Source organism: Streptomyces canus (assembly GCF_041435015.1).
Classification (GTDB): domain Bacteria; phylum Actinomycetota; class Actinomycetes; order Streptomycetales; family Streptomycetaceae; genus Streptomyces; species Streptomyces canus_G.
Genome location: NZ_CP107989.1, coordinates 5869129 through 5893750 on the forward strand (window position 1 = coordinate 5869129; position 24622 = coordinate 5893750).

Annotated in this window: 23 protein-coding genes; 13 read left to right on the plus strand and 10 right to left on the minus strand. The window is 70.5% G+C overall.

The genetic code is table 11. The annotated features are described in order from the left end of the window. Positions 1-87: 87 nt before the first annotated feature. From OG841_RS26910 to OG841_RS26925, 4 genes are read right to left on the minus strand one after another with little or no spacing between them, the layout of a single operon-like run. Positions 88-549 carry a MarR family winged helix-turn-helix transcriptional regulator gene (locus tag OG841_RS26910; protein WP_328639143.1) on the minus strand — a complete coding sequence of 154 codons (462 nt, stop codon included), beginning with the start codon at positions 547-549 and terminating at the stop codon, positions 88-90. Next, positions 546-1319 carry an energy-coupling factor ABC transporter ATP-binding protein gene (locus OG841_RS26915; protein ID WP_371566976.1) on the minus strand — a complete coding sequence of 258 codons (774 nt, stop codon included), beginning with the start codon at positions 1317-1319 and terminating at the stop codon, positions 546-548. Before OG841_RS26915 ends, OG841_RS26910 begins: the two co-directional genes overlap by 4 nt. Further along, the gene (gene cbiQ, locus OG841_RS26920) at positions 1307-2068 is read right to left on the minus strand and encodes a cobalt ECF transporter T component CbiQ (RefSeq protein WP_352388369.1); all 762 of its coding nucleotides are present in this window, start codon (positions 2066-2068) and stop codon (positions 1307-1309) included. The genes OG841_RS26915 and cbiQ overlap by 13 nt, the downstream gene beginning before the upstream one ends. Before the next feature lies 1 nt (position 2069). After that, positions 2070-3110 (minus strand): energy-coupling factor ABC transporter permease, encoded by a 1041-nt coding sequence (locus OG841_RS26925; protein ID WP_371566977.1) that lies wholly within the window; start codon positions 3108-3110, stop codon positions 2070-2072. A gap of 168 nt (positions 3111-3278) precedes the next feature. Here OG841_RS26925 and OG841_RS26930 point away from each other — a divergent pair, with 168 nt between their 5' ends. Beyond that, entirely contained in the window at positions 3279-3626 is a 348-nt protein-coding gene (locus OG841_RS26930) for an SsgA family sporulation/cell division regulator (RefSeq protein ID WP_371566978.1), read from the plus strand. Here OG841_RS26930 and OG841_RS26935 read toward each other — a convergent pair. The 3 genes from OG841_RS26935 to OG841_RS26945 all read right to left on the minus strand — a co-directional run bounded on the left by OG841_RS26935 (position 3623) and on the right by OG841_RS26945 (position 8880). Continuing rightward, complete coding sequence (locus OG841_RS26935; protein ID WP_328639139.1) at positions 3623-5296, minus strand: penicillin-binding transpeptidase domain-containing protein; 1674 nt, start codon at positions 5294-5296, stop codon at positions 3623-3625. The genes OG841_RS26930 and OG841_RS26935 overlap by 4 nt on opposite strands. 96 nt (positions 5297-5392) lie before the next feature. Continuing rightward, positions 5393-7015 (minus strand): penicillin-binding transpeptidase domain-containing protein, encoded by a 1623-nt coding sequence (locus OG841_RS26940; RefSeq protein WP_365118546.1) that lies wholly within the window; start codon positions 7013-7015, stop codon positions 5393-5395. Between the two features lie 125 nt (positions 7016-7140). Beyond that, positions 7141-8880 carry a dolichyl-phosphate-mannose--protein mannosyltransferase gene (locus OG841_RS26945; RefSeq protein ID WP_365118548.1) on the minus strand — a complete coding sequence of 580 codons (1740 nt, stop codon included), beginning with the start codon at positions 8878-8880 and terminating at the stop codon, positions 7141-7143. 85 nt (positions 8881-8965) lie between these two features. Here OG841_RS26945 and rsmI point away from each other — a divergent pair, with 85 nt between their 5' ends. The 8 genes from rsmI to OG841_RS26985 all read left to right on the plus strand — a co-directional run bounded on the left by rsmI (position 8966) and on the right by OG841_RS26985 (position 17483). Continuing rightward, the gene (rsmI, locus tag OG841_RS26950) at positions 8966-9814 is read left to right on the plus strand and encodes a 16S rRNA (cytidine(1402)-2'-O)-methyltransferase (RefSeq protein ID WP_328639136.1); all 849 of its coding nucleotides are present in this window, start codon (positions 8966-8968) and stop codon (positions 9812-9814) included. Between the two features lie 246 nt (positions 9815-10060). Then, positions 10061-10447 (plus strand): hypothetical protein, encoded by a 387-nt coding sequence (locus OG841_RS26955; RefSeq protein WP_328639135.1) that lies wholly within the window; start codon positions 10061-10063, stop codon positions 10445-10447. Positions 10448-10493: 46 nt separating this feature from the next. Further along, a complete protein-coding gene (locus tag OG841_RS26960; RefSeq protein ID WP_328639134.1) occupies positions 10494-11378 on the plus strand; it encodes a TatD family hydrolase in 885 nt (294 codons plus the stop codon). 118 nt (positions 11379-11496) lie between these two features. After that, entirely contained in the window at positions 11497-12885 is a 1389-nt protein-coding gene (locus tag OG841_RS26965; protein WP_328639133.1) for a ubiquitin-like domain-containing protein, read from the plus strand. 33 nt (positions 12886-12918) lie between these two features. Further along, positions 12919-13803: a 16S rRNA (adenine(1518)-N(6)/adenine(1519)-N(6))-dimethyltransferase RsmA gene (rsmA, locus tag OG841_RS26970; protein WP_328639132.1), complete on the plus strand. Its 885-nt coding sequence runs from the start codon at positions 12919-12921 to the stop codon at positions 13801-13803. Continuing rightward, positions 13800-14693, plus strand: a complete 894-nt coding sequence (locus OG841_RS26975) for a 4-(cytidine 5'-diphospho)-2-C-methyl-D-erythritol kinase (RefSeq protein WP_365118553.1) — start codon at positions 13800-13802, stop codon at positions 14691-14693. The genes rsmA and OG841_RS26975 overlap by 4 nt, the downstream gene beginning before the upstream one ends. A gap of 83 nt (positions 14694-14776) precedes the next feature. Beyond that, positions 14777-16579: an ABC-F family ATP-binding cassette domain-containing protein gene (locus tag OG841_RS26980; protein ID WP_328639130.1), complete on the plus strand. Its 1803-nt coding sequence runs from the start codon at positions 14777-14779 to the stop codon at positions 16577-16579. A 217-nt stretch (positions 16580-16796) separates the two neighbouring features. Then, positions 16797-17483: a helix-turn-helix transcriptional regulator gene (locus OG841_RS26985; protein ID WP_079077117.1), complete on the plus strand. Its 687-nt coding sequence runs from the start codon at positions 16797-16799 to the stop codon at positions 17481-17483. A gap of 408 nt (positions 17484-17891) precedes the next feature. Here the strand turns inward: OG841_RS26985 and OG841_RS26990 are convergent, their stop codons facing one another. Then, positions 17892-18212 (minus strand): hypothetical protein, encoded by a 321-nt coding sequence (locus OG841_RS26990; protein ID WP_328639129.1) that lies wholly within the window; start codon positions 18210-18212, stop codon positions 17892-17894. A 21-nt stretch (positions 18213-18233) separates the two neighbouring features. Then, positions 18234-19922 (minus strand): sodium:solute symporter family protein, encoded by a 1689-nt coding sequence (locus OG841_RS26995; protein ID WP_328643563.1) that lies wholly within the window; start codon positions 19920-19922, stop codon positions 18234-18236. A 111-nt stretch (positions 19923-20033) separates the two neighbouring features. Between OG841_RS26995 and galT the strand changes: the two genes are divergently transcribed. The 4 genes from galT (at position 20034) to OG841_RS27015 (ending at position 24091) form a co-directional block, all read left to right on the plus strand. After that, positions 20034-21095, plus strand: coding sequence for a galactose-1-phosphate uridylyltransferase (galT, locus tag OG841_RS27000; RefSeq protein ID WP_328639128.1), 1062 nt, complete (start codon positions 20034-20036; stop codon positions 21093-21095). After that, positions 21092-22060, plus strand: a complete 969-nt coding sequence (gene galE, locus OG841_RS27005; RefSeq protein ID WP_371566979.1) for a UDP-glucose 4-epimerase GalE — start codon at positions 21092-21094, stop codon at positions 22058-22060. Before galT ends, galE begins: the two co-directional genes overlap by 4 nt. After that, entirely contained in the window at positions 22060-23214 is a 1155-nt protein-coding gene (galK, locus tag OG841_RS27010) for a galactokinase (RefSeq protein ID WP_328639126.1), read from the plus strand. Before galE ends, galK begins: the two co-directional genes overlap by 1 nt. An 88-nt stretch (positions 23215-23302) precedes the next feature. After that, on the plus strand, positions 23303-24091 hold the full coding sequence (locus OG841_RS27015) for a hypothetical protein (protein ID WP_328639125.1): 789 nt from the start codon (positions 23303-23305) through the stop codon (positions 24089-24091). Here OG841_RS27015 and OG841_RS27020 read toward each other — a convergent pair. Next, positions 24081-24539 carry a GNAT family N-acetyltransferase gene (locus OG841_RS27020; protein WP_328639124.1) on the minus strand — a complete coding sequence of 153 codons (459 nt, stop codon included), beginning with the start codon at positions 24537-24539 and terminating at the stop codon, positions 24081-24083. The genes OG841_RS27015 and OG841_RS27020 overlap by 11 nt on opposite strands. Positions 24540-24622: the final 83 nt, after the last annotated feature.

The following is a 24622-nucleotide window of genomic DNA, read 5'->3' on the forward strand; positions in this document are numbered from 1 at the left end:
GGTGCGCGCAAATACATCGTGCACAAGGTACCGGCCGGTAGGTAGGCCCTGGATTACCAGGGGGTAGCAACCTTGGGTAACAGGAGGTCAGCGGGGGCGCTCGGAAGCTTCGTGCGCTCTTTTCGCGAGCCCCCACAAGTCCTCGCGCAGTCTCGCGGCCTCCGTGGTGTCGAGCCCGGTCGCGGAGAGGAGGGCGCCGGGGACGGCTGCCGCACGCTCCCTGAGTTCCTCCGCGCGCTCCGTGCACGCCACCAGCACCGAGCGCTCGTCGCTCGCGTCGCGCTCCCGGCGTACGAATCCCGCGCTCTCCAGCCGCTTGAGCAACGGCGAGACCGTGCCGTAGTCGAGGCGCAGGGCGGCCGCCAGCTCCTTCACACTCGTCTGACCGCGCTCCCACAGCACCAGCAGCACGAGGTACTGCGGGTAGGTGAGCCCGAGCTCGTCGAGGAGCGGCCGGTACGCGGCGGTCACCGCGCGCTGGGCGGCGTACAGCGCGAAGCACAACTGGTCGTCGAGCAGCAGTGATCCGGCGTCCTCTTCGTTCGTCACGCGCCCATTGTCACGGACCGCGGATCGAATCCGAAGGGCAACTCCAGCCGGTGGGCCCGCATCAGCTCGTCGTCGGCGAGGAGTTCGCCCGTCTTTCCGTCCGCGGCGATGGTGCCCTCGCTCAGGATCAGCGAGCGCGGGCACAGCTCCAGCGCGTACGGCAGGTCGTGCGTCACCATCAGCACCGTCACGTCCAGCGAGCGCAGGATGTCGGCGAGTTCGCGGCGGGAGGCCGGGTCCAGGTTGGAGGAGGGCTCGTCGAGGACGAGGATCTCCGGCTCCATCGCCAGCACGGTGGCCACCGCCACCCGGCGCCGCTGGCCGAAGGAGAGGTGGTGCGGGGGCCGGTCCTTGAACTCCGCCATGCCGACCCTGCTGAGCGCCCGGTCCACGCGCTCCTCCAGCTCGGGGCCTCTGAGCCCGGCCGCCGCCGGTCCGAACGCCACGTCCTCGCGCACGGTCGGCATGAAGAGCTGGTCGTCGGGGTCCTGGAAGACGATGCCGACCTTGCGCCGGATCTCGGCCATGTGCTTCTTGTCCACGGGCAGCCCGGCGACCGTCACCGTGCCCACCCCGCCGCTCAGGATGCCGTTGAGGTGCAGCACCAGGGTCGTCTTGCCGGCGCCGTTAGGGCCGAGCAGCGCGACCCGCTCGCCGCGCGCGAGGGAGAAGTCCACGCCGAACAGGGCCTGGTGCCCGTCGGGGTAGGCGAAGGCGAGGCCGGAGACCTCCAGGGACGCGGTGCTCACAAGGTCGCTCACAGGGCCCATCCCACCACGCAGACGACAAGGGCGGCGACGGGGAGCGCGAGGGCGTACGACCACTGCGCCCGGGACGCGGTCACCTCGTCGATGACCGGCATCGAACCGGCGTACCCCCGGCTGACCATGGCCAGGTGCACGCGCTCGCCGCGCTCGTAGGAACGGATGAACAGCGCGCCGGCCGACTTCGCGAGGACGCCCCAGTGCTTGACGCCGCTCGCCTCGAATCCCCGCGACTCCCGCGCGATCCGCATCCGGCGCATCTCGTCGGTGATGACATCGCCGTAGCGGATCATGAAGGACGCGATCTGGACCAGCAGCGGCGGGAGCCTGAGCCGTTGCAGTCCGAGCAGCACCGAGCGCAGTTCGGTGGTGGACGCCAGCAGCACCGAGGCGGCGACCCCCAGCGTGCCCTTGGCGAGCACGTTCCAGGCGCCCCACAGGCCGCTCACGCTCAGGGAGACCCCGAGGACCTCGACCCGCTCGCCCTCCGCGACGAACGGCATCAGCACGGCGAACGCCACGAACGGCACCTCGATCAGCAGCCGCTTCAGCAGGAAGCCGGCCGGCACGCGTGCGGCGTACGCGACGACGCCCAGGAGGACGGCGTACAGGCCGAACGCCCACATCGCCTCGCGCGGGGTCGAGACCACGACCACCACGAAGCCGAAGGCCGCCGCGAGTTTCGTGTGCGGCGGCAGGGCGTGCACCGGCGAGTGTCCGTGCCGGTAGAGCCGGTGCGCGTGTCCGGCGCCCACGTCAGACGTCCGTGCCGACGGGGGTGGTGTCGGCCGTACGGCGCCTGCGCACCACCCAGAACACCGTGCTGCCCGCGACGACGGTGACGCCGACGCCGATCACGCCCGCCAGCCCCCCGGACAGGCGGGCGTCCTCGACGTCCTTCACGCCGTAGTCGGCGAGCGGCGAGTCCGACGTGGCGTGCTTCTCGGTCTTGGCGTCGATGCCCTTGTCGGCGGCGACCTTCTCCAGCCCGTCCGGGTCGGCGGACGCGTAGAAGCTGACGAACCCGGCGAGCACCAGCGAGGTGACCAGGCCGGTGATCCACACCGTGCGGTGCGACCGGGCGGTCACCGGGGCGGGTTCGGCGGGCACGTCGACGAGTTGGCCGTCCACCCGCAGCTTCAGTTTCTGCCGGAGGCCGCGGGCGCCGTACACCAGGTCGGGGCGTACGGCGACGACGGCGCCGACGGTCAGCGCGGTGATGACCGCCTCGCCGATGCCGATGAGGACGTGGACGCCGATCATCGCGGTGGCGACCTTGCCGAGGGAGACGTCGGTGGTGCCGCCGACGGCGTAGATCAGGGTGAAGGCGACGGCCGCGGCGGGCACGGAGAGCACGGCGGCCACGAAGGAGGCGGCGGTGATGGAGCCGCGCTTTCTGGGGAGCACCTTCACCAGCCCGCGGAAGACGGCGTAGGCCACGACCGTCGTGACGACGGCCATGTCGGTGATGTTCACGCCGAGCGCGGTCAGACCGCCGTCCGCGAAGAGGATGCCCTGCATGAGCAGGACGACCGAGACGCAGAGGACCCCGGTGTAGGGGCCCACGAGGATCGCGGCCAGTGCCCCGCCGAGCAGATGTCCGCTGGTCCCCGCGGCGACGGGGAAGTTCAGCATCTGCACGGCGAAGATGAACGCCGCGACGAGGCCGGCCAGGGGCGCGGTGCGTTCGTCCAGCTCGCGGCGGGCGCCGCGCAGGCTCACCGCGACGGCGGCCGCGGCGACGACTCCGGTCGCTGCCGAGAGGGGCGCGTCTATGAATCCGTCAGGCACATGCACCGTTCGATGATAGTGGCTTGTTGCGAACTCTTTGCAAGAGAGCCGTGCCACGAACAGCAACTCGCAGGCTTTCGACCCAGAGGGCGGAACACGGGAAATGTGCGACGCTGGAAGGGGAGCGGACGCACAGCTTCCACACAGGTTACACAGCGTGAGGGGTCCGTCACGATGTCTGTAGTCGAACAGTACGCACGAGCCCACATCGTTTCGGACGTGGACATCGCCGAGGACGAGGCGATCCCGGTGGTCCTGCGCTACGACCCGGAAACCGACCCGCGCTCGGTACGGATCGGCCTGCCGGGCACGCACGAATGGACCTTCTCGCGAGCGCTGCTGGAACAGGGACTCAGGGCGCCGGTCGGCAGCGGTGAGGTGCGGGTGTGGCCGTGCGGCCGGGTGCAGGCCGTGGTGGAGTTCCACTCCCCGCAGGGGGTGTCGGTGGTGCAGTTCGAGCAGAAGGCACTGCTCAGGTTCCTGCGGCGGACGTACATGGCCACGGCACCCGTGCGGAACTAGCCGCCCATCTTCAGCAGGGCCGCCACGATCGGGCCCGCCGTGTCGCCGCCGTGGCCGCCCGCCTGGACGACGCCCGCGGCCGCGAGGTCGCCCCGGTACGCGGTGAACCAGCCGTTCGGCTTCTTCTGGCCGTCGACCTCCGCGGAGCCGGTCTTCGCGCCGACGTTGCCGTAGACCCCGGACATCGCCTCGGCCGCGGTGCCGTAGCCCGCCGTGTACGCCATCAGCTCACGCAGCTGCGACAGCGTGCCCGAGGACATCGTGCGCGAGGCGGTGGCCAGCGTGCGGTGGTCGACCGAGGGGGAGACCAGGTAGGGCTGCTTGAAGGTGCCCGACTCGACGGTGGCGGAGACGGACGCCATGTTCAGCGGGTTCATCCGGACCCCGCCCTGGCCGATGAGCGAGGCCGCCTTCTGGGCCGCGCTCTGCACCGGCACCGAGCCGTCGAAGGACGGGACGCCGATCGCCCAGTTGTTCATGGACAGGCCGAAGACCTGCTGGGCCTGCTCGGTCAGGCTGTCGTTGTCCAGCTTGCCCGCCTGGCTGATGAAGGCGGTGTTGCAGGAGCGGGCGAAGCTCGCCTTGAAGGTGCCGCCCTTGATCTCGAACTTGTCGTCGTTCTGGAACTTCCAGCCGCCGTACGTGACGTACTTCGGGCACGGGTGCGCCTTGTCCGCCGACGCGAGGTCCTTGTCGATCAGCAGCGAGGAGGTGATGACCTTCATCGTGGAGCCCGGGGCGAGGGAACCCTGGAAGGCGGTGTTGAAGCCGTGGCTCGCGTTCGCCACCGCGAGGATCTCGCCGGTCGACGGACGCAGCACGACGACGGAGGACCGCGCCTGCTTGGCGACCTGCGCCTCGGCCGCCGCCTGGAGCGTCGGGTTCAGGGTCGTCCGCACGGTGCCCGGGGTGCCCTTGCTGAGCTCCACCAGCGTCTTGTCGGAGGACTTGGAGCCCTTCCCGCGGACCACCCGCAGCTCGATGCCCGCCTTGCCGCCGGCCTTCTTGCCGTACTTCTCGCGCAGGCCGTCCAGCACCGTGCCCAGCGAGGGGTACTTCGCCTCGGTGATCTCGCCGCCGTTCCGGTCGACCGCCTTGATCGGCGGGGTCCCGGACTCCCCGGTGACCAGGGTGTCGCCGTCCTTCAGGTCGGGGTGGACGACCGAGGCGGTCCAGTCGACCCGCGGCTTCCCGGTGGCGCTGTCGCGGACGACGGTCAGCGAACTGCCGTACGCCAGCGGCTTGCTGGTGCCCTTGTACGTCACCGTCGCCTTCACGGAGAAGGGCACCTTGTCGCCGGTGCGGGTGCCCGGGGTGAGGGTGACGCCGGTGAGGTGGGCGTCCTTGGTGTAGCCGGTGAGCAGGGAGGTGGCGGCCGCGCTGTCGCTCGTCGCGGCGGCGGCCGTGCTCACCTTGCCCTGCTGCCAGGAGGTCAGAAAGGTGGTCGCGGTGCTGGTGACCTCGGTCGCCGACAGCGGTCCGGTCTTGACCTTCGGCTTGTGGTCCTCGGCGGACGCGGACGTGTTCTGCGTCCGGTCGTCGGCCGCGGCCCCGGCACCGTAGAGCGCGTAGACGCCGAAGCCGGCGCCGCCGACGACCACGGCGATCATCCCGCCGATCACGGCGGGTTTGGTCTTCCGTCGCTCGGCGACGCGCCTTCTGCTACCCACGGCTTCCGTTTCCTCCGCCAGTTCCCAGGGTCCCCGTTGCCCTCATCCATCCCAACGACGGCCACAGCCTAGAGTCCCTGTCCCGCACGGGTGACGTCAGCCTGCGGCTCGTAGCACAGCTGCGACAATCGGGCCCGCCGCGTCGCCGCCGTGGCCGCCCTCCTCGGTCATGGCCGCCGCGGCCATGTCGTTGCGGAAACCGGTGAACCAGCTGTTGGACACCTCCTGCCCGTCGACCTCCGCGGAACCGGTCTTGGCGCCGATGTCCCCGCCGAGTCCCGCCATCGCCTTGGTCGCCGTGCCCTGGGTCGCGGTGAGCCGCATCATCTGCTTCAGCTGGGAGGCGGTGTTGTACGGCAGCCCCTTCGCGGTGGCCAGTTCGCGGTCGTCGAGCTTCGGCGAGACCAGGTAGGGCTGGCGGAAGGCGCCGGTGATGGCGGTGGCCGTCACCGAGGCCATGTTCAGCGGGTTCATCTGGACCTGGCCCTGGCCTATCGCGTTCGCCGCGCGGTCCGGACCGCTGACGGCGGGCACCTTCCCGTCGAAGGAGACGATGCCGGTCTTCCAGTCCTCGCCGATCCCGAACCTGTTCTGGGCCTCCAGCGTCAGCGACTCGTCGGTGAGCGGCTTCTCGTCGATCAGCTTGATGAAGGCGGTGTTGCAGGACCGCATGAAGCTGTTGGCCAGCGAGGCGCCCTCGTTGGGCTGCATGCCGGTGAGGTTCTTGAAGGTCTGCCCCTGCCACACGGCGTCGGGCGGACAGGGCGCCGGGCCGTTCATCGAGGTCACGCCGTTGTCGATGAGCATCGCGGCCGTGATGATCTTCATGGTGGAGCCGGGGGCCTTGGTGCCCTCGAAGGCCGCGTTGAAGCTGTCCGTGCGGTTGTTGGCCACGGCCAGCACCTCACCGGTGGTGGGCTTGACGGCGACCACCGACGACTGGCCGTACAGCTTCACGGCCTTCTCGGCGGCCGCCTGCGCGCTCGCGCTGATGGTGGTCTCCAGCTTGCCCGCCTTGCCCTCGGCGAGGGTCAGCAGCGAGGTGTCGGGCGTCTGGTCCGGATGCTTGATCGCCAGTTCGATGCCGGGGGTGCCGCCGGCCTCGGTTCCGTACTTCTCGCGCAGGGCGTCCAGGACCGGGCCCAGCGACGGGTACTTCTCCTTGGTCAGCACGCTGCCGTCGCGGGCCACCGCCTCGATGGACGGGTTCGCGGACTCGCCGGTGACCAGCCGGTCGTCCTTCTGGAGCTTCGGATACACCACGGAGGGCTGCCAGTCGACGAGCGCCTTCCCGGTGGTCACCCCGCGCACGACGGTCAGCTTGCTCTTGTACGCCAGGGGCTTCGACTTCCCGTCGTAGGAGACGGTCGCCTTCACGCTGTACGGCACGGTGGCGCCGGTCGCCTTGCCGGGCGTGATGCGCACATCGCCGATGTGCGCATCCGCCCCGTACGCGGCCAGCAGCACCTCGGCCGCCGTGTTGTTGTTCGTGAAGGCGGACGCGCTCGCCGCGTCGCCCTTCTCCCAGGCTGCGAAGAAGTCCTTCGACGTCTTCGCGATCTCGTCGTCGGTGGGCGGCCCGCTCCGCTTGGCCTCTCCGACCCCGCCGCTCCCGTCGTCGCTCAACGCCGACACGAAGTTGTACGCCCCGTATCCGGCCCCGCCGACCATCACGGCGAACACCGTGCTGACGACAGCGACCTTCACCCCCTTGGCCATGGTCTGGCCCCCTCCCCGATTTCCCCGTTGTTGTGGGAACTCTAAGCGGGAGGTGTGACACGAGGGGTAAGAGTTTCCCGATTCGTCGAAGCAGGTGCTCAATCACATACGTGAATGCCAGCCCTCTAGACCCACGTATCCAGCCACATCCGCGACCGCCAGTCGTCGATCGGAATGCTCGTGCCGGTGTACAGGGGCCAGAAGTAGATGAAGTTCCAGGCGATCAGGAGGACCAGGACTCCGGCCGCCGTGGCGCCCGCGACGCGGCGGGTGTCCTTGGCGCCCGGGGGGCCGACGAGGGCGCCGATGAGCATGGCGACGGCCAGGCAGAGGAAGGGCAGGAAGACGATCGTGTAGAAGAAGAAGATCGTGCGTTCCTGGTAGTTGAACCAGGGGAGATAGCCGGCCGCGATACCGCAGGCGATGGCGCCCGCGCGCCAGTCGCGGCGGAAGAACCAGCGCCACAGGACGTAGAGGATCGCGAAGCAGGCGGCCCACCACAGCAGCGGCGTGCCGATCGCCAGGACCTCGCGGGCGCACTTCTCGCCCGCGTCGGCCGGGCAGCCGTCGGTGCCGGGCGCGGGGGACTCGTAGAAGTACGAGACCGGGCGGCCGTCGACGATCCAGCTCCACGGGTTGGACATGTACGTGTGCGGCGAGGACAGGCCGACGTTGAACTTGTAGACCTCGTGCTCGTAGTGGACCAGGCTGCGCCACCAGTCGGGCAGGAAGGTCCAGCTGCCGCCCTGGCCGTCGTTCGCGGCCCAGTTGCGGTAGTAGCCGCCGGTGCCGTCCGCGGGGGAGAGGATCCAGCCGATCCACGAGGTGACGTAGGTGATGACCGCCACCGGCACCATGGCCAGGAACGCGATGCCGAGGTCGTACTTGAGGACCGCCTCGTAGGGGTGGCGCGCGCCCGCGACCTTGCGGGAGCCGACGTCCCACAGGACCGTCATGATGCCGAAGGCGATGAGGAAGAACAGGCCGTTCCACTTGGTGCCGATGGCCAGGCCGAGCAGCAGACCCGCCAGCCAGCGGTACGGCCGCATGCCGAGCCACAGCTTGTCGGCGACCCCCGCGTCGGGGCGCACGAACCCGTGGGCGTCGACCGGCAGCGCGGCCGCGAGTTTCTCCCGTGCCCGGTCGCGGTCGATGACCAGGCAGGCGAACGCGGCCAGCACGAAGAACATCAGCACACCGTCGAGCAGCGCGGTCCGTGCCATCACGAAGGCCAGGCCGTCCACGGTCATCAGCGCGCCCGCCAGGCAGCCCAGGAACGTGGAGCGGAAGATACGGCGGCCCACCCGGCACACGATCAGCACCGACAGCGTCCCCAGCAGCGCCGTCATGAAGCGCCAGCCGAACGGGTCGAACCCGAACATCAGCTCGCCGAGTCCGATGACGTACTTGCCGACCGGCGGGTGCACGACATAGGCGGCGTTCGTCGGGAGCGGAACGTTCCCGTTGTTGTTGAGGATCAGACTGTCGACGTTCTTGTCCCAGCTGAGCTCGAAGCCGCGGTGGACGAGCGCCCACGCGTCCTTGGCGTAGTACGTCTCGTCGAATATCACCTTCTTCGGGCTGCCCAGGTTCCAGAACCGCATCAGCCCCGCCACCAGCGTCACCAGCAGCGGCCCGAGCCAGCCCGACCAGCGCGCGATCCGCTCGGCGAGCGTCCGGGGCACGCCCAGGACCTGCCACATCCGCGGACTGGGCTCGACGAAGGGCGGCACCAGGCGCTCACGCACGTCGCTTCTGGCCTCGGGCGTGTAGCCGAAACGGCGCAGCCTCTGCTGCCACGACGGCCGCCGGTCCTGGGGGGCCTGGTCCTGCCGGGTGTCCGTGGAGGACGCGGTACTGGTCACCGCGCCATCGTAAGGAACGGCGCTGTGTGAGTCCCGTGCATGGGCGGATGCGTCCGGTTCGGGGCGCCCCTGGGAGGATGGGGGTGTGACTGGAACCCTTGTCTTGGCGGGCACCCCCATCGGCGACATCGCGGACGCTCCTCCCCGGCTGGCGGAGGAACTGGCCGGGGCCGACGTCGTCGCGGCCGAGGACACCCGGCGGCTGCGGCGGCTCACCCAGGGGCTGGGCGTGACGCCCAAGGGGCGGATCGTGTCGTACTTCGAGGGCAACGAGGCCGCCCGTACGCCCGAACTCGTCGACGAACTCCTCGGCGGCGCACGCGTGTTGCTCGTCACCGACGCCGGGATGCCCTCGGTGTCCGACCCCGGGTACCGGCTGGTCGCCGCGGCCGTCGAGAAGGACGTCCGGGTCACGGCCGTACCGGGACCGTCCGCCGTCCTCACCGCTCTCGCGCTGTCCGGGCTGCCCGTCGACCGGTTCTGCTTCGAGGGGTTCCTGCCGCGCAAGGCCGGTGAGCGGCTCTCGCGGCTGCGGGAGGTCACCGACGAGCGGCGCACCCTGGTGTACTTCGAGGCTCCTCATCGGCTCGACGACACGCTCGCGGCGATGGCCGAGGTGTTCGGGGCGGAGCGGCGGGCGGCGGTGTGCCGGGAGTTGACGAAGACGTACGAGGAGGTCAAGCGGGGGACGCTGGGCTTTCTCGCCGAGTGGGCCGCGGAAGGGGTCCGGGGGGAGATCACCGTCGTGGTCGAGGGGGCGCCCGACAAGGGAGCCGAGGAGGTCGACGACGCGGAACTGGTGCGCAGGGTGCGGGTGCGGGAGGAGGCGGGCGAGCGGCGCAAGGAGGCGATCGCCGCGGTGGCCGTCGAGGCGGGGGTCCCCAAGAGGGTTGTTTTCGATGCGGTCGTCGCGGCGAAGAACGTCCCTTCCTGACGCGTCGCATGAGGTGGGTCACACCCCCTCTGAGCAGGGCGCATGACTTCTGAGCGTGCGCCCCATGTGCCGGCAAAGCGGTGTCTCGGAATGCAAAGCTCCGCGTGGCCTCGCGGGGCGGTTCGGCAAGGAACGCCCAAATCGCCTCCAACAGTCGACAGGGCTGTCGCGCTCGGGTCCGCGGAGGCGTCCACTGGGGTGAGGGACGTACCCGTCCCCCCAACCAGCGGACACACAGGAGCTGGCATGAGCGAGATCGCAGGGCACCCCGGTGCGACAGCTGTCGTCAACGAGTCCTATTCCTTCGCCTGCATGCGCTGCGGGCACGGGTGGGAGCAGTCGTACGAGATAGAGCACCACGTCGACGGCGACGGCCGGGAATTCGTGCAGTACGTGGTGGACGGACAGATCGTGCCCTCTCCGCTCTCCAGGCCCGCGTGCGCGAACTGCGACCACCACGTTCTTCGGATCATGCGGCCCGGCCGGGTCGCGTCCGCCCGTGACGCGGCGCACCGTCAGCACCGCACGCCCGCCGCCGGGCCCGTGGAGGCGCCGACGGGTGGGGAGCCGGGCCAAGACCACCACTGGCACCTGGCCGACCTGCTGCACGTGTTCCAGCGCAAGGCGAGCTGACCGCTCCGGCATCCGGGTGGGCATGCCCCTTTCGTAGGATCGGGGCATGCCTTCGAACAGCCCCCGCGAGAAGAACGCGGCGCCGCCGCTCCCGGAACCCCTCCGGGTGCCCGTCGCCGACTCCCACACCCACCTGGACATGCAGGACGGGACCGTGGAGGAGGGGCTCGCGAAAGCCGCGTCGGTCGGGGTGACCACGGTCGTCCAGGTCGGCTGCGACGTACGGGGCTCCCGCTGGGCGGCCGAGACGGCGGATCGGTACGACGCCGTCCACGCCACTGTCGCCCTGCACCCCAACGAGGCGCCCCGGATCGTCCACGGCGACCCCGACGGGTGGTCACGGCAGGGGGCGCGCGGGGCGGGGGGCACGGCGGCGCTCGACGAGGCGCTCGCGGAGATCGACCGCCTGGCCGGGCTCCCGCAGGTCAAGGGCGTCGGTGAGACGGGCCTCGACCACTTCCGCACCGGGCCCGAGGGCAAGGAGGCGCAGGAGGCGTCCTTCCGCGCCCACATCGAGATGGCCAAGCGGCACGGCAAGGCGCTCGTCATCCACGACCGCGACGCCCACGCGGACGTCCTGCGCGTACTGAAGGAGGAGGGCGCTCCCGAGCGCACCGTCTTCCACTGCTACTCCGGTGACGCCGAGATGGCGGAGATCTGCGCAGGCGCCGGATACTTCATGTCCTTCGCCGGCAACGTCACCTTCAAGAACGCCCAGAACCTGCGGGACGCCGTGGCGGTGGCGCCGCTCGAGCTCCTGCTCGTGGAGACCGACGCGCCCTTTCTGACGCCGGTGCCGTACCGCGGACGGCCCAACGCCCCCTATCTCATTCCGGTCACGGTGCGCGCCATGGCCGCCGTACGCGGTATCGCCGAGGACGCGTTGGCCACGGCACTCGCCGCCAACACCGCACGCGCCTTCGGGTACTGAACCCCTCGAACGTAACTCCTGGTAGTCGTGTCACTTTGGAGAGTGACCACCGCTCCGCTAGGTTCTGTGGGCCCGATCCGGACCCTTCTGGACCCCTCGGCCCCTGGAGCGTGTCGGCGTGAGCAACTCGCCGTACGAGACGAACGAGACATACGGGCCCTATGAGCCGTACGGCCCGACCGAGCCGTACGGACCACCGGCGCACGGCGGTTTCGACACGCCCCCCGCCGATCCGCGGACCGCGGAGACGCTCGCCTACGGGCTGTACGGGGCACCGGACCCGGCGCGGACGCTGCCGTACGAGGACACGTACCGGCCCGCGTACGAGATGTCGGGCCCGGCGCCCCTGCCGTCCCCGCGTGCCGAAGCGGGTCGGGCCGCGCGCCGACGCAGGGCGCGGTCCGCGGAGCGCCCGGACAGCGCGATGCGCCGACTGCTTCCGCAGGCGCTGGTGGTCGCGTTCCTGGCGGGCGGTACCACCGCGTTCGTCGCCAAGGACAAGGCGATCGAGCTCAGCGTCGACGGCACGCCGCGGACCCTGCACACCTTCTCGGACGACGTGACCGAACTGCTCGCCGAGGAGGGAGTCGCGGTGGGGGCGCACGACCTCGTCGCGCCTGCCCCCGGCGAACAGCTCGCCAGCGGGGACGAGGTCGCGGTCCGTTACGGGCGTCCCGTGCGGCTCACGCTCGACGGGCACCGGCGAGAGGTGTGGACCACGGCACGGACGGTGGACGGGGCGCTCGAACAGCTGGGGGTGCGCGCGGAGGGCGCTTATGTGTCCACCTCGCGCTCCCGGCCGATCGGGCGGGAGGGGCTCGCGCTGGATGTGCGGACCGAGCGGTCCGTGACGATCATGGCGGACGGCCGGGCGCGGACGATCCGGACCAACGCGGCGACCGTGGGGGAGGCCGTCGAGGCGGCCGGGATCACGCTGAGCGGTATGGACACCACCTCGGTGGCACCGGGAAGCTTTCCGCGCGACGGGCAGACCGTCACGGTGCTGCGGATCACCGGGACGAAGGAAGTGCGCGAGGAGCAGATCCCGTTCCGGGAAGAGCGGAGCGAGGACTCCTCACTGTTCAAGGGCACGGAGGTCGTGGAGCAGGCGGGGGTGCCGGGGGTGCGACGGATCACGTACTCGCTGCGGACCGTCAACGGGGTCCGGCAGAAGCCGCGGCGGACCAGGGTCGAGTTGGTGCGGGAGCCCCGGGCGCAGAGGGTCAGGGTGGGCACGAAGCCGATGCCCACGTCGGTGCAGGGAGCGGACCATCTGAACTGGCGGGGGCTCGCGGTGTGCGAGTCCGGGGGCCGGCCGAACGCGGTGGATTCCTCGGGGACGTACGGAGGGCTGTACCAGTTCGACACGAGGACCTGGCAGGGGCTGGGCGGCTCGGGTCGGCCGCAGGACGCGCCTGCGGCCGAACAGACGTTCCGCGCGAAGAAGCTGTACGTGCGGCGGGGGGCGAGCCCGTGGCCGCACTGCGGAGCTCGCCTGCACGGGTGAGTACGGCACCCACGGCCCCGTACCCTTGGGGCCGTGAGCAGCAGCCCCTCCCCAGACGCCCTCCTCGGCCCCGCCGACATCCGTGAACTCGCGGCCGTCCTAGGGGTCCGCCCCACCAAGCAGCGCGGCCAGAACTTCGTGATCGACGCGAACACGGTCCGCCGTATCGTCAGGACCGCGGGCGTCCGCCCCGACGACGTGGTGGTGGAGGTGGGGCCCGGGCTCGGCTCGCTCACCCTGGCGCTGCTGGAAGCGGCGGACCGCGTGACCGCCGTGGAGATCGACGACGTACTCGCCTCCGCGCTGCCCGCGACGATCGCCGCCCGCATGCCGGACCGGGCCGACCGCTTCGCCGTCGTGCACTCGGACGCGATGCACATCACCGACCTCCCCGGCCCCGCGCCGACGGCACTGGTCGCGAACCTGCCGTACAACGTCGCCGTACCCGTGCTGCTGCACATGCTCGACACCTTCCCGAGCATCGAACGCACCCTCGTCATGGTCCAGGCGGAGGTCGCCGACCGGCTCGCCGCACCGCCCGGTTCGAAGGTGTACGGCGTCCCGTCCGTGAAGGCCAACTGGTACGCCGAGGTCAAGCGGGCCGGGTCGATCGGCCGCACCGTCTTCTGGCCCGCACCGAACGTGGACAGCGGGCTCGTCGCGCTGACCCGCAGGACCGAGCCGATCAAGACCAGCGCGTCGAGGCGCGAGGTGTTCGCGGTCGTCGACGCCGCCTTCGCCCAGCGCCGCAAGACGCTGCGGGCCGCGCTCGCCGGGTGGGCGGGTTCGGCCGCGGCCGCCGAGACGGCCCTCGTGGCGGCCGGGGTCTCGCCCCAGGCCCGCGGTGAGTCGCTCACCGTCGAGGAGTTCGCGCGGATCGCGGAACACGCAGAGCACAAGGAGTCCGGTCAGCTGTGAGCGTCACCGTCCGTGTCCCCGCCAAGGTCAACGTCCAGCTCGCGGTGGGCGCCGCCCGCCCCGACGGCTTCCACGACCTGGCCAACGTCTTCCTCGCGGTCGGCCTCTACGACGAGGTGACCGTGACGCCCGCCGAGGAGCTCCGCATCACCTGCGCGGGCCCCGACGCCGCCGAGGTCCCCCTCGACCGTACGAATCTCGCGGCCCGCGCGGCGATCGCCCTCGCGCAGCGCCGCGGGCTCGACCCCGCCGTGCACCTCCACATCGCCAAGGACATCCCCGTCGCCGGCGGCATGGCGGGCGGCAGCGCGGACGGGGCCGGTGCGCTGCTGGCCTGCGACGCGCTGTGGGGGACGGGCGCCTCCCGTGAGGAACTGCTCGAGATCTGCGCCGAGTTGGGCAGTGACGTGCCGTTCAGCCTGGTGGGCGGGGCCGCGCTCGGGACGGGCCGCGGGGAGAAGCTGCGCGCCCTCGAGGTCGGCGGCGGGTTCTCGTGGGTGTTCGCGATGGCGGAGCGCGGGCTGTCGACCCCGGCCGTCTTCCGGGAGTTCGACCGGCTCACCGAGGGCCTCGACGTACCCGAGCCCGTCGCCTCCGAGGGCCTGCTCGACGCGCTGGCCGGGGGCGACCCGGACGCGCTCGCCGCCGCCGTCTCCAACGACCTCCAGCCCGCCGCCCTCTCGCTCTTCCCCGAGCTCGCCGACACCCTCGCGGCCGGCAGCGCCGCGGGCGCCCTCGCCGGGCTCGTCTCGGGCTCGGGCCCGACCACGGCGTTCCTCGCCCGTGACGCCGGTGCGGCGGCGAAGATCGCGGACGCACTGCGCGCCTCCGGCACGTGCCGGACAGTGCGTGTGGCGTCGGGCCCTGCGCCGGGTGCGACGGTGATCTGATCCGGCCGGAGGCCGCGGGGCGAGGGGAAGTCGCGCGCCGGACTACCCTGGAGGGTCGATCGATCCCCCTGGGCAGGAGAGAAATGGCCGTCAATCTGGTCAATGTCGAGAACGTCAGCAAGGTGTACGGCACCCGTGCCCTGCTGGACGGTGTCTCGCTCGGCGTCTCCGAGGGTGATCGCATCGGCGTCGTGGGCCGCAACGGCGACGGCAAGACCACGCTGATCCGCATGCTCGCCAAGCTGGAGGACGCCGACACCGGGCGCGTCACGCACTCCGGCGGGCTGCGGCTGGGCGTCCTCACGCAGCACGACTCCCTCGACCCGACCGCCACCGTGCGGCACGAGGTCATCCGGGACATGGCCGACCACGAGTGGGCCGGCAACGCCAAGGTCCGCGATGTGCTGACCGGACTGTTCGGCGGGCTCGACCTGCCCGGTTTCCCGCAGGGCCTCGACACCGTCATCGCGCCGCTCTCCGGTGGCGAGCGCCGCCGTATCGCCCTCGCCAAGCTGCTCATCGAGGAACAGGACCTGATCGTCCTCGACGAGCCCACCAACCACCTCGATGTCGAGGGCATCTCCTGGCTGGCGAAGCACCTGCGCGAGCGGCGCTCGGCGCTCGTGTGCGTCACCCACGACCGGTGGTTCCTCGACCAGGTCTGCACACGGATGTGGGATGTGCAGAAGGGCGACGTCTTCGAGTACGAGGGCGGGTACTCCGACTACGTCTTCGCGCGTGCCGAGCGTGAGCGGATCGCCGCCACCGAGGAGACCAAGCGGCAGAACCTCGTCCGCAAGGAGCTGGCGTGGCTCAGGCGCGGTGCCCCCGCGCGGACGTCCAAGCCGCGGTTCCGGGTGGAGGCCGCCAATGAGCTCATCAAGGACGTGCCGCCGCCGCGGGACAGCAGCGAGCTGATGAAGTTCGCGTCGTCGCGGCTGGGCAAGACGGTCTTCGAGCTGGAGGACGTGACCGTCCAGGCCGGGCCGAAGGTGCTGCTGAAGCATGTGACCTGGCAGCTCGGTCCGGGCGACCGGATCGGCCTGGTCGGGGTCAACGGCGCGGGCAAGACATCCCTGCTGCGGGCCATGGCCGAGGCCGCGCGGACCGAGGGTGAGACCCAGCCCGTGGGCGGACGGGTCGTGGTCGGCCGGACCGTCAAGCTCGCCTATCTCTCGCAGGAGGTCGCCGAACTCAACCCCGGGCTGCGGGTGCTGGAGGCCGTCCAGCAGGTGCGGGAGCGCGTCGACCTCGGCAAGGGGCGCGAGATGACCGCCGGGCAACTGTGCGAGACGTTCGGCTTCAACAAGGAGAAGCAGTGGACGCCGGTCGGGGATCTCTCCGGCGGTGAGCGACGGCGGCTGCAGCTGCTGCGGCTGCTGATGGACGAGCCCAACGTCCTCTTCCTCGACGAGCCCACCAACGACCTCGACATCGAGACCCTGACCCAGTTGGAGGACGTTCTCGACGGCTGGCCCGGCTCGATGGTCGTCATCTCCCACGACCGGTTCTTCGTCGAGCGCACGACCGACCGGGTCTTCGCGCTGCTCGGGGACGCCACCCTGCGGATGCTGCCGCGCGGTATCGACGAGTACCTGGAGCGGCGGCAGCGGATGGAGGAGGCGGCCGCGGCTTCGGCGCCGGTGGTGGTGAAGCCGGTGGCCGAGAAGAGCTCCGCGGATCAGCGGACCGCGAAGAAGGAGCTCCAGAAGATCGAGCGGCAGCTCGACAAGCTCTCCGAGAGGGAGACCAAGCTGCACGCTCAGATCGCCGACAACGCCACCGACTTCGCGAAGGTGGCCTCCCTCGATGCCGAGCTGCGGGATCTCGCCGGGGAGCGGGAGGAACTGGAGATGCGGTGGCTGGAGCTGGCCGAGGACGCGTGAAGGTGCGGCACATCATCCTCGAATGACAGGAAAGCCAGGAATTAAGCTCTTCCGGGACACTTCTCACCGGTAGGGGAAGCGCAACGTCGAACTAGCGTGTAGCTTCCGGGGGCATGAAGGGCGGGGGTGCTGGGAGAGTGCCTCTGTCCGTGCGGATCAGAGGGCATCCATAGTGGGGCCTTCACGCGGATCCATGGGGGGACTGGGGGGTTGCTCGATGGGAGTTCGGCTCATGGTGGTCGACGACCACCGATTGCTCGCCGAGGCACTGGCCTCGGCGCTGAAACTGCGCGGGCACCGGGTGCTCGCGGCGGCGGCGCCTGCCGCGGGGGCGGCGGAGCTGGTGATCAGCCGGGCGCCCGAGGTGTGCCTGTTGGGGACGGCCACGCCGGCCGAGCCGGGGATGTTCGACCCGGTCGTGAGGATCAAGCGGGAGCGGCCGCAGGTGGCGGTGCTGGTGCTGGGCCCGGTGCCCAGCCCTCGGGGGATCGCCGCCGCCTTCGCCGCGGGGGCCTCCGGTTATGTGCGGCACGACGAGCGCATCGAGGGGGTCGAGCGGGCGATCATGAAGGCTCGGGCGGGAGAGGCGGCGGTTGCCCCGCAGCTGCTCCAGGGGGCGTTCAGTGAGCTGCTGAACCCCGCGGCCCAGCCGGACGACGAGGGGCAGCGGCTGCTGCAGATGCTGACACCCAGGGAGGTGGAGGTGCTGGTGCGGGTGGCCGACGGGGAGGACACGCGACTGATCGCGGCGGGGATGGGGATAGCGCCGTCCACCGCCCGTACCCATGTGCAGCGGGTGCTGATGAAGCTGGGCGTGGGTTCTCGCCTGGAGGCGGCGGCGCTGGCGGCTCGGACGGGGTTGCTGGACCGGGCGGGCCCGGTGGGAGGGCCTCCGGCGGTTTGACGGGTTTGCCTGCGGCGGCCCGTTTCGGTTGGGTGGGGGCGGGCGTTTTGCGCAGTTCCCCGCGCCCCTGGATGCCTGCGGCGGCCCGCTGCTGTCCGGTGGGGGCGGGTGTAGCGCGGCGGGTTCGGTGGGTGGGTCGGGGCCGGGGGGGGGGTGTCCGTCCTCGGTTCCGGCGGCTCGGATCGCTCCAACAGTGCTCTGTAACGGACGCCGGCCGCTGCGGGCGGACACCCCCCACCCCGGCCCCTGCGCGCCGTACGCGGCCAACGGCCCGTCGTGGCGCGCGGTGCGGAGAACGGTCCGTCGTGGCGCGGGTGACTGCAGCTCCCTAGGGGCGCGGGGAACTGCGCGACCAGCCCCCACCGGGCCGCAGTCGCCCGACAACCTCACCCGGCACGCCCCTGGGCCCTACTCGGTCGGCTCCTCCTCAGGTGTCGCCTCCGGTACCGGCGGCGGAGTCGGGCGCATCTTCAGCCAGACCAGGAAGAAGATGCCCAGGAGCAGCATCCCGAGGCCGGTCCAGAGGTTGATGTTGATGCCCTCCGACTTGTCGAGGGAGGAGTCGGAGGGGTTGATGCCGGCGATCGTGACGATGACGCCGTAGAGGACGAACAGGCCGCCGATGATGCGGCGCAGGTCGAAGATGCGGGCCGCGGTGGCCGACTGGGCCTGGAGTTCGGCGACTTCCCGCTGGACGTCGTGTTCGGAGTAGCCGTGGGGTTCGGACATGGTTCCTCAATTCTCCCGCGGTCAGAACGAGAACGGGATGTAGCAGGCGGCCGCCAGGACGATCGCGCCCCAGCCCAGCAGGGCAGGCCTGCGGTACCAGGCGTCGTCGCCGGCGGCGGGGGGCTCGGACATGCCGGGGGACGTCGTGCCGTAGACGAGGCCCTGGAGTTCCTCGGCGGGCTTGGGGGCCGTGAAGAGCGACACGGCGACCATGACCACCGCACCGGCCACGAAGCCCACGATCGCGGAGACGAAGTTGGCGCCCTGGTCGGTGGGGATGTCGATGATGCCCTGCTTGTAGATCCAGAAGTAGTTCACCATCGCCGCCACCGTGCCGGAGAGCAGACCCCAGAAGCCCGACTTCACGGACGCGCGCTTCCAGAACATGCCGACGATGAAGACGACGAACATCGGCACGTTGAAGAAGGAGAACAGCGTCTGGAGGTAGCTCATGATGTTCGAGAACGAGGACGCCAGGAACGCCGTGCCGACGGACGCGCAGACGCCGATCACCGTGATCAGGCGGCCGAAGCGGACGTAGTACTCGTCCTCGCGGCCCCGCTGCACATAGCGGCCCCAGATGTCGTTCGTGAACACCGTGTTGAAGGAGGACACGTTGGCCGCCATGCCTGCCATGAAGGCCGCCAGGAGGCCCGTGACCGCGATGCCCAGGACGCCGTTCGGCAGGAGCTGTTCCATCAGGTACGGGATGGCGTCGTTGTACTGGTAGCCCGAGTCGGCGGTGCCGAAGCCCGGGATCAGGGCCGCCGCCACCAGGCCCGGGATCATCACCAGGAACACGATGAAGACCTTCGGGTACGCGGCGATCAGGGGGGTGCGCTGGGCCGCTGACAGGTTCTTCGCCGACAGGGCTCGCTGGACCTCGGCGAAGTTCGTCGTCCAGTAGCCGAAGGACAGCACGAAGCCGAGGCCCAGCACGATCGTCAGCCAGTTCGCGCCCAGCGGGTTGGCGCTGCCGATGCCCGTGCCGCCCCAGGCGGTGGTGAAGTTCGCGCCGTGCTCCGCCGTCAGCTTGTCCGTGAGGCCGCCCCAGCCGCCCACCCTCTTCAGGCCCAGCACGGAGAGCGGAATGAGGGCCGCCAGGATCACGAAGAACTGGAGGACCTCGTTGTAGATCGCGGAGGAGAGGCCGCCGAGGGTGATGTAGGCGAGGACGAAGGCGCCCGCCACCACGATCGCCACCCACTGCGGCCAGCCCAGCAGGGCCTCGACCACGATCGCCAGGGCGTAGAGGTTCACGCCCGCGATCAGGATGGCCGCGAAGGCGAACAGGGCCGAACTGAGCAGGTGTGCCCACTTGTCGAAGCGCAGAAGCAGCATCTCGGGGACCGAGCGCACTTTGCTGCCGTAGTAGAAAGGCATCATCACCAGGCCCAGGAAGACCATGGCAGGGATGGCGCCGATCCAGTACCAGTGGACCGTATAGGCGCCGTACTGCGCGCTGTTGGCGGCCATCCCCAGGATCTCCGTGGCGGCCAGGTTGGCCGAGATGAAGGCGAGGCCGGTGATCCAGGCCGGAAGCGAGCGGCCGGAGAGGAAGAAGTCCAGGCTCGTCTTCACCGATCTCCGGGCCGCGAAACCGATGCCGAGGACGACGACGAAGTAGATGCCCAGGATCGTGTAGTCGAGCCAGTTGGTGGGGAGCCTGAGCTCGGCTGCCAGATATGCGCTTTTTGTGGGGGTTTGCATAGTCAACAAGTGAACACCTCGACTGATGCGCTTTGTTTGATTCTGATGTTGACGTGGGTGGGGGGTTATGGTTACTTGTGTTTAGTTATGTTTGAGTGAAGGAGTCCAGCGGTGAAGAAGACCTCGACCCGGCTGGCCGACGGTCGCGAGCTCATCTACTACGACCTGCGCGACGACACCGTCCGCGACGCCGTGGACCGACGTCCGCTGGAGCGGACCGTCACCACGTCCGAGGTTCGTCGGGATCCGCTGCTCGGCGACTCCGTGGCCATCGCCTCGCACCGACAGGGGCGCACCTACCACCCGCCCGCGGACGAGTGCCCGCTGTGCCCCTCGCAGGGTGAGCGACTGAGTGAGATCCCGGACTCGTCGTACGACGCGGTGGTCTTCGAGAACCGTTTCCCCTCGCTGGCCGGCGACTCGGGACGCTGTGAGGTCGTCTGCTTCACCTCGGACCACAACGCGTCCTTCGCCGACCTCACGCAGGAGCAGGCGCGGCTCGTCCTGGACGCATGGACCGACCGGACGTCGGAGCTGTCGCATCTGCCCTCCGTAGAGCAGGTCTTCTGTTTCGAGAACCGGGGTGCGGAGATCGGTGTGACCCTGGGTCACCCCCATGGCCAGATCTACGCCTACCCGTTCACGACGCCGCGCACCGCCCTGATGCTGCGTTCTCTCGCCACGCACAAGGAGGCGACCGGGGGTGAGAACCTCTTCGACGCCGTCCTGGAGCGCGAGCTCGCCGACGAGCGGGTCGTCCTGGAGACCGAGCACTGGGTCGCCTTCGTGCCCTACGCGGCGCATTGGCCGTACGAGGTGCACCTCTACCCGAAGCGCCGGGTTCCGGATCTGCTGGGCCTCGACGAGGACGCGCGCACAGAGTTTCCCCAGGTGTATCTGGAACTCTTGAGGCGCTTCGACCGGATATTCGGGGAGGGCGAGTCTCCGACGCCGTACATCGCCGCCTGGCACCAGGCGCCGTTCGGCCAGCTGGAGGAGTTCGAGGGCGTCAACCGCGACGACTTCGCGCTGCACCTGGAGCTTTTCACCATCCGCCGTACGTCCGGCAAGCTGAAGTTCCTCGCGGGTTCCGAGTCGGGCATGGGCGTCTTCATCAACGACATCCGACCGGAGGCCGCGGCTCAGCGACTGCGAGAGGTAGCGAGTTCATGAAGTACCTGGTGACAGGTGGCGCGGGGTATGTCGGCAGTGTCGTGGCCCAACACCTGCTGGAGGCGGGGCACGAGGTCGTCGTCCTCGACAATCTCTCCACCGGCTTCCGCGAGGGTGTCCCGGCCGGAGCCGCCTTCATCGAGGGCGACATCCGCGACGCCGCCGAGTGGCTGGACTCCTCCTTCGACGGCGTCCTGCACTTCGCCGCCTTCTCGCAGGTCGGCGAGTCGGTCGTGAAGCCCGAGAAGTACTGGGAGAACAACGTCGGCGGCACCATGGCGCTGCTCGGCGCCATGCGCGAGGCCGGCGTGCGCCGACTCGTCTTCTCCTCCACGGCCGCCACGTACGGGGAGCCCGAGGAGGTGCCGATCGTCGAGTCGGCGCCGACCAGGCCCACCAACCCGTACGGCGCCTCCAAGCTCGCCGTCGACTTCATGATCACCAGCGAGGCGAACGCGCACGGGCTGGGTGCCGTGTCCCTGCGGTACTTCAACGTGGCCGGCGCGTACGGCAAGCAGGGCGAGCGGCACGACCCCGAGTCGCACCTCATCCCGCTGGTCCTCCAGGTCGCGCAGGGCAGGCGCGAGGCGATCAACGTCTTCGGCGACGACTACCCGACCCCGGACGGCACCTGCGTCCGCGACTACATCCACGTCGCCGACCTGGCCGAGGCCCACCTCCTCGCCATCGAGGCCGCCACCGCGGGCGAGCACCTCATCTGCAACCTCGGCAACGGCGAGGGCTTCTCCGTCCGCCAGGTCATCGAGACGGTCCGCAAGGTCACCGGCCACCCGATCCCCGAGGTCGTGGCCCCGCGCCGGGCCGGCGACCCGGCCACCCTGGTCGCCTCCGCCGCCACCGCCCGCGAGAAGCTGGGCTGGAACCCGTCCCGCGCGGATCTCGCGGGGATCGTGGCGGACGCCTGGGAGTTCGCTCAGACCATCAGCGCAGCAAGGGAGCAGTAGTGGCGGCACAGCAGGTCCGGGACGGTTTCGCCGAGCTCTACGGAACCGAGCCCGAGGGTGTCTGGTCGGCGCCGGGCCGCGTCAACCTCATCGGTGAGCACACCGACTACAACGACGGCTTCGTGATGCCCTTCGCGCTGCCGCACACCGCGGTCGCGGCAGTCTCCCGGCGCACGGACGGCGTCCTGCGTCTGCACTCCTCGGACGTCGAGGGCGGGGTCGTGGAGCTGCGCCTCGACGACCTCGCGCCGGAGAGCGACCGGAACTGGACCGCCTACCCCGCCGGTGTCGTCTGGGCGCTGCGCGAGGCCGGCCATCCGGTCACCGGCGCGGACGTCCACCTCGCCTCGACGGTCCCGGCGGGCGCGGGCCTGTCCTCCTCGGCGGCCCTGGAGGTCGTCGTCGCGCTCGCGCTGAACGACCTGTACGACCTCGGTCTCCAGCGCTGGCAGCTGGCCCGCCTGTGCCAGCGCGCCGAGAACGTCTACGTCGGCGCCCCCACCGGGATCATGGACCAGACCGCGTCCGCCTGCTGCGAGGCCGGCCACGCCCTGTTCCTCGACACCCGGGACCTCGCCCAGAAGCAGATCCCCTTCGATCTCGCCGCCGAGGGCATGGTGCTGCTCGTCGTCGACACCCGCGTCAAGCACTCGCACAGCGAGGGCGAGTACGGCAAGCGCCGTGCGGGCTGCGAGCGGGGTGCGGCGCTGCTGGGCGTGGACGCGCTGCGCGACATCCCCTACGGCGAGCTCGACGCGGCCCTCGAGAGGCTCGGCGACGACGAGGAGGCGGTCCGCCTGGTCCGCCACATCGTCACCGAGGACGAGCGGGTCGAGAAGACCGTCGCCCTGCTGGAGTCGGGCGAGACCCGTGCGATCGGCCCCGTGCTGGTGGCCGGCCACGCCTCGCTGCGCGACGACTTCCGCATCTCCTGCCCGGAGCTGGACCTGGTCGTCGACACCGCCCTCGCCTCGGGTGCCCTGGGCGCCCGGATGACCGGCGGCGGCTTCGGCGGCTCGGCGATCGTGCTGGCGGAGGCGGCCGACGTGGAGCCTCTCACCAAGGCGGTGCAAGAGGCCTTCGCCGCAGCGGAGTTCACCGCTCCGCGGGTGTTCGAGGCGGTGCCCTCGGCGGGGGCGCGTCGCCTGGCCTGAGAACGGCTGACCGCTGTTTTGCCCGGCTTGATCCGAACTTGGGGAAAGCCGGGCCCCTCCCTGACATACGCCCCAGTAACGTCGGAGCGTGAGTCGAGGGCGCCATCGCATCCTGTCGGCGATCGGCATCGGCTGCTATGCGCTGGCCGCGATCGTCGGCTTCTTCCTCCTGGCGGGCCACCACGGTTCCGGTCTCCTGGTGCCCCTGTGGATCGCGCACGGCGTGCTGCTCGCCCTGCTGCTGACGAAGCTCGCCGCGGACGAGACGGGCCTTTCCGCGGCGCTGGTCGTCGTCGGTGCCTCCCTGGTGGCGGTGTACTTCGCCGACCTGGCCCGCGACGACCTCACCCTGGAGCGGCGCGGCGAGCGGATCACCGCCACCGTCATACGGGAGTGGCTCGCCCCGGACCAGGGGCGGGAGGTCAACAGCTACGACTACGCACTCGCGCGCCGCGACGGCACCAGGGTCCGGGGCCCCGCCCTCCAGGCCCGGTCCGGCACCTTCGCCGTCGGCCAGACCATCACGGTGCTCGCGGACCCCGAGGGCGTGCTGCGCCCCCGTACCCCCGGCGACGCGGACGCGACCGGCACCCTCATGGGCGTGGGCGCGTTCGCGTTGCTGGTGCTCGGCATCGTGGCGGCCACGGCCCGCCGGGGCGCGATCGTCGTACGGCAGCAGGAGGAGCGGGCCAGGCTGGAGGAGCAGGAACACATACTCCGCGAGGCGCTCCGCACGGCGTCGGCCGATGTGCACGGCTTCGTCGAGGTCCACCCCGGCCACTACCCCGACGTCTCCCACCGCCGTGCGGCCGGCATCGCCGGGGAGCTGGGTCTGCGGCCGGCGGACGAGCCGGGCTCCTGGCGTTTCAGGCGCTGAGCCGCTTGGTCAGCGTGTACTCCGTGATCCCCGGCGGATAGTCCGGGATCACGCACACCACCTCGTATCCCTGTTTCCGGTAGAACTCCGGCGCCTGGAAGTCCCATGTCTCCAGGCGTACGGAGGTGCAGCCCCGGCCGCGACGGGCCAGGCGCTCCGCCCGTGCGAGCAACTGCGAACCCAGGCCCGCGCCGCGGTGCCGTTCGTCGACCCACAGGTAGGTCACGTGCAGCCAGCTCGTCCAGGTGTGGCCGACCAGTCCGCCCGCGAGGGCGCCGGAGTCGTCCAACGCCCAGACGTGGAGCGGAAGTTCCCGTTCACCTGGGGTTCCGCGCAGCGCGCGCAGGATCGGGGAGGCCGCCGTGTTCGTCTCCCGCAGCCGGGAGCGCAGCAGATCGCGTCGGGCTTTGTCGACTTCTGTCTCCAGACGAAACATGCGGCTCACCATAAACGCACCGGACAGCCAGTTCTGCAAATAACCTTCCGCTCCTGCCCCCCGGCCGTACCCTGATGAACAGCACCGGTGGGGGC

What these genes read in the sequence shown, in the direction of transcription:
- OG841_RS26915 (WP_371566976.1), bottom strand. Translation starts at nt 1,319, where the DNA reads ATGGGCCCTGTGAGCGACCTTGTGAGCACCGCGTCCCTGGAGGTCTCC.
- OG841_RS26930 (WP_371566978.1), top strand. Translation starts at nt 3,279, where the DNA reads ATGTCTGTAGTCGAACAGTACGCACGAGCCCACATCGTTTCGGACGTG.
- OG841_RS26940 (WP_365118546.1), bottom strand. Translation starts at nt 7,015, where the DNA reads ATGGCCAAGGGGGTGAAGGTCGCTGTCGTCAGCACGGTGTTCGCCGTG.
- OG841_RS26955 (WP_328639135.1), top strand. Translation starts at nt 10,061, where the DNA reads ATGAGCGAGATCGCAGGGCACCCCGGTGCGACAGCTGTCGTCAACGAG.
- OG841_RS26960 (WP_328639134.1), top strand. Translation starts at nt 10,494, where the DNA reads ATGCCTTCGAACAGCCCCCGCGAGAAGAACGCGGCGCCGCCGCTCCCG.
- OG841_RS26980 (WP_328639130.1), top strand. Translation starts at nt 14,777, where the DNA reads ATGGCCGTCAATCTGGTCAATGTCGAGAACGTCAGCAAGGTGTACGGC.
- OG841_RS26985 (WP_079077117.1), top strand. Translation starts at nt 16,797, where the DNA reads ATGGGAGTTCGGCTCATGGTGGTCGACGACCACCGATTGCTCGCCGAG.
- OG841_RS26990 (WP_328639129.1), bottom strand. Translation starts at nt 18,212, where the DNA reads ATGTCCGAACCCCACGGCTACTCCGAACACGACGTCCAGCGGGAAGTC.
- OG841_RS26995 (WP_328643563.1), bottom strand. Translation starts at nt 19,922, where the DNA reads ATGCAAACCCCCACAAAAAGCGCATATCTGGCAGCCGAGCTCAGGCTC.
- galE (WP_371566979.1), top strand. Translation starts at nt 21,092, where the DNA reads ATGAAGTACCTGGTGACAGGTGGCGCGGGGTATGTCGGCAGTGTCGTG.
- OG841_RS27020 (WP_328639124.1), bottom strand. Translation starts at nt 24,539, where the DNA reads ATGGTGAGCCGCATGTTTCGTCTGGAGACAGAAGTCGACAAAGCCCGA.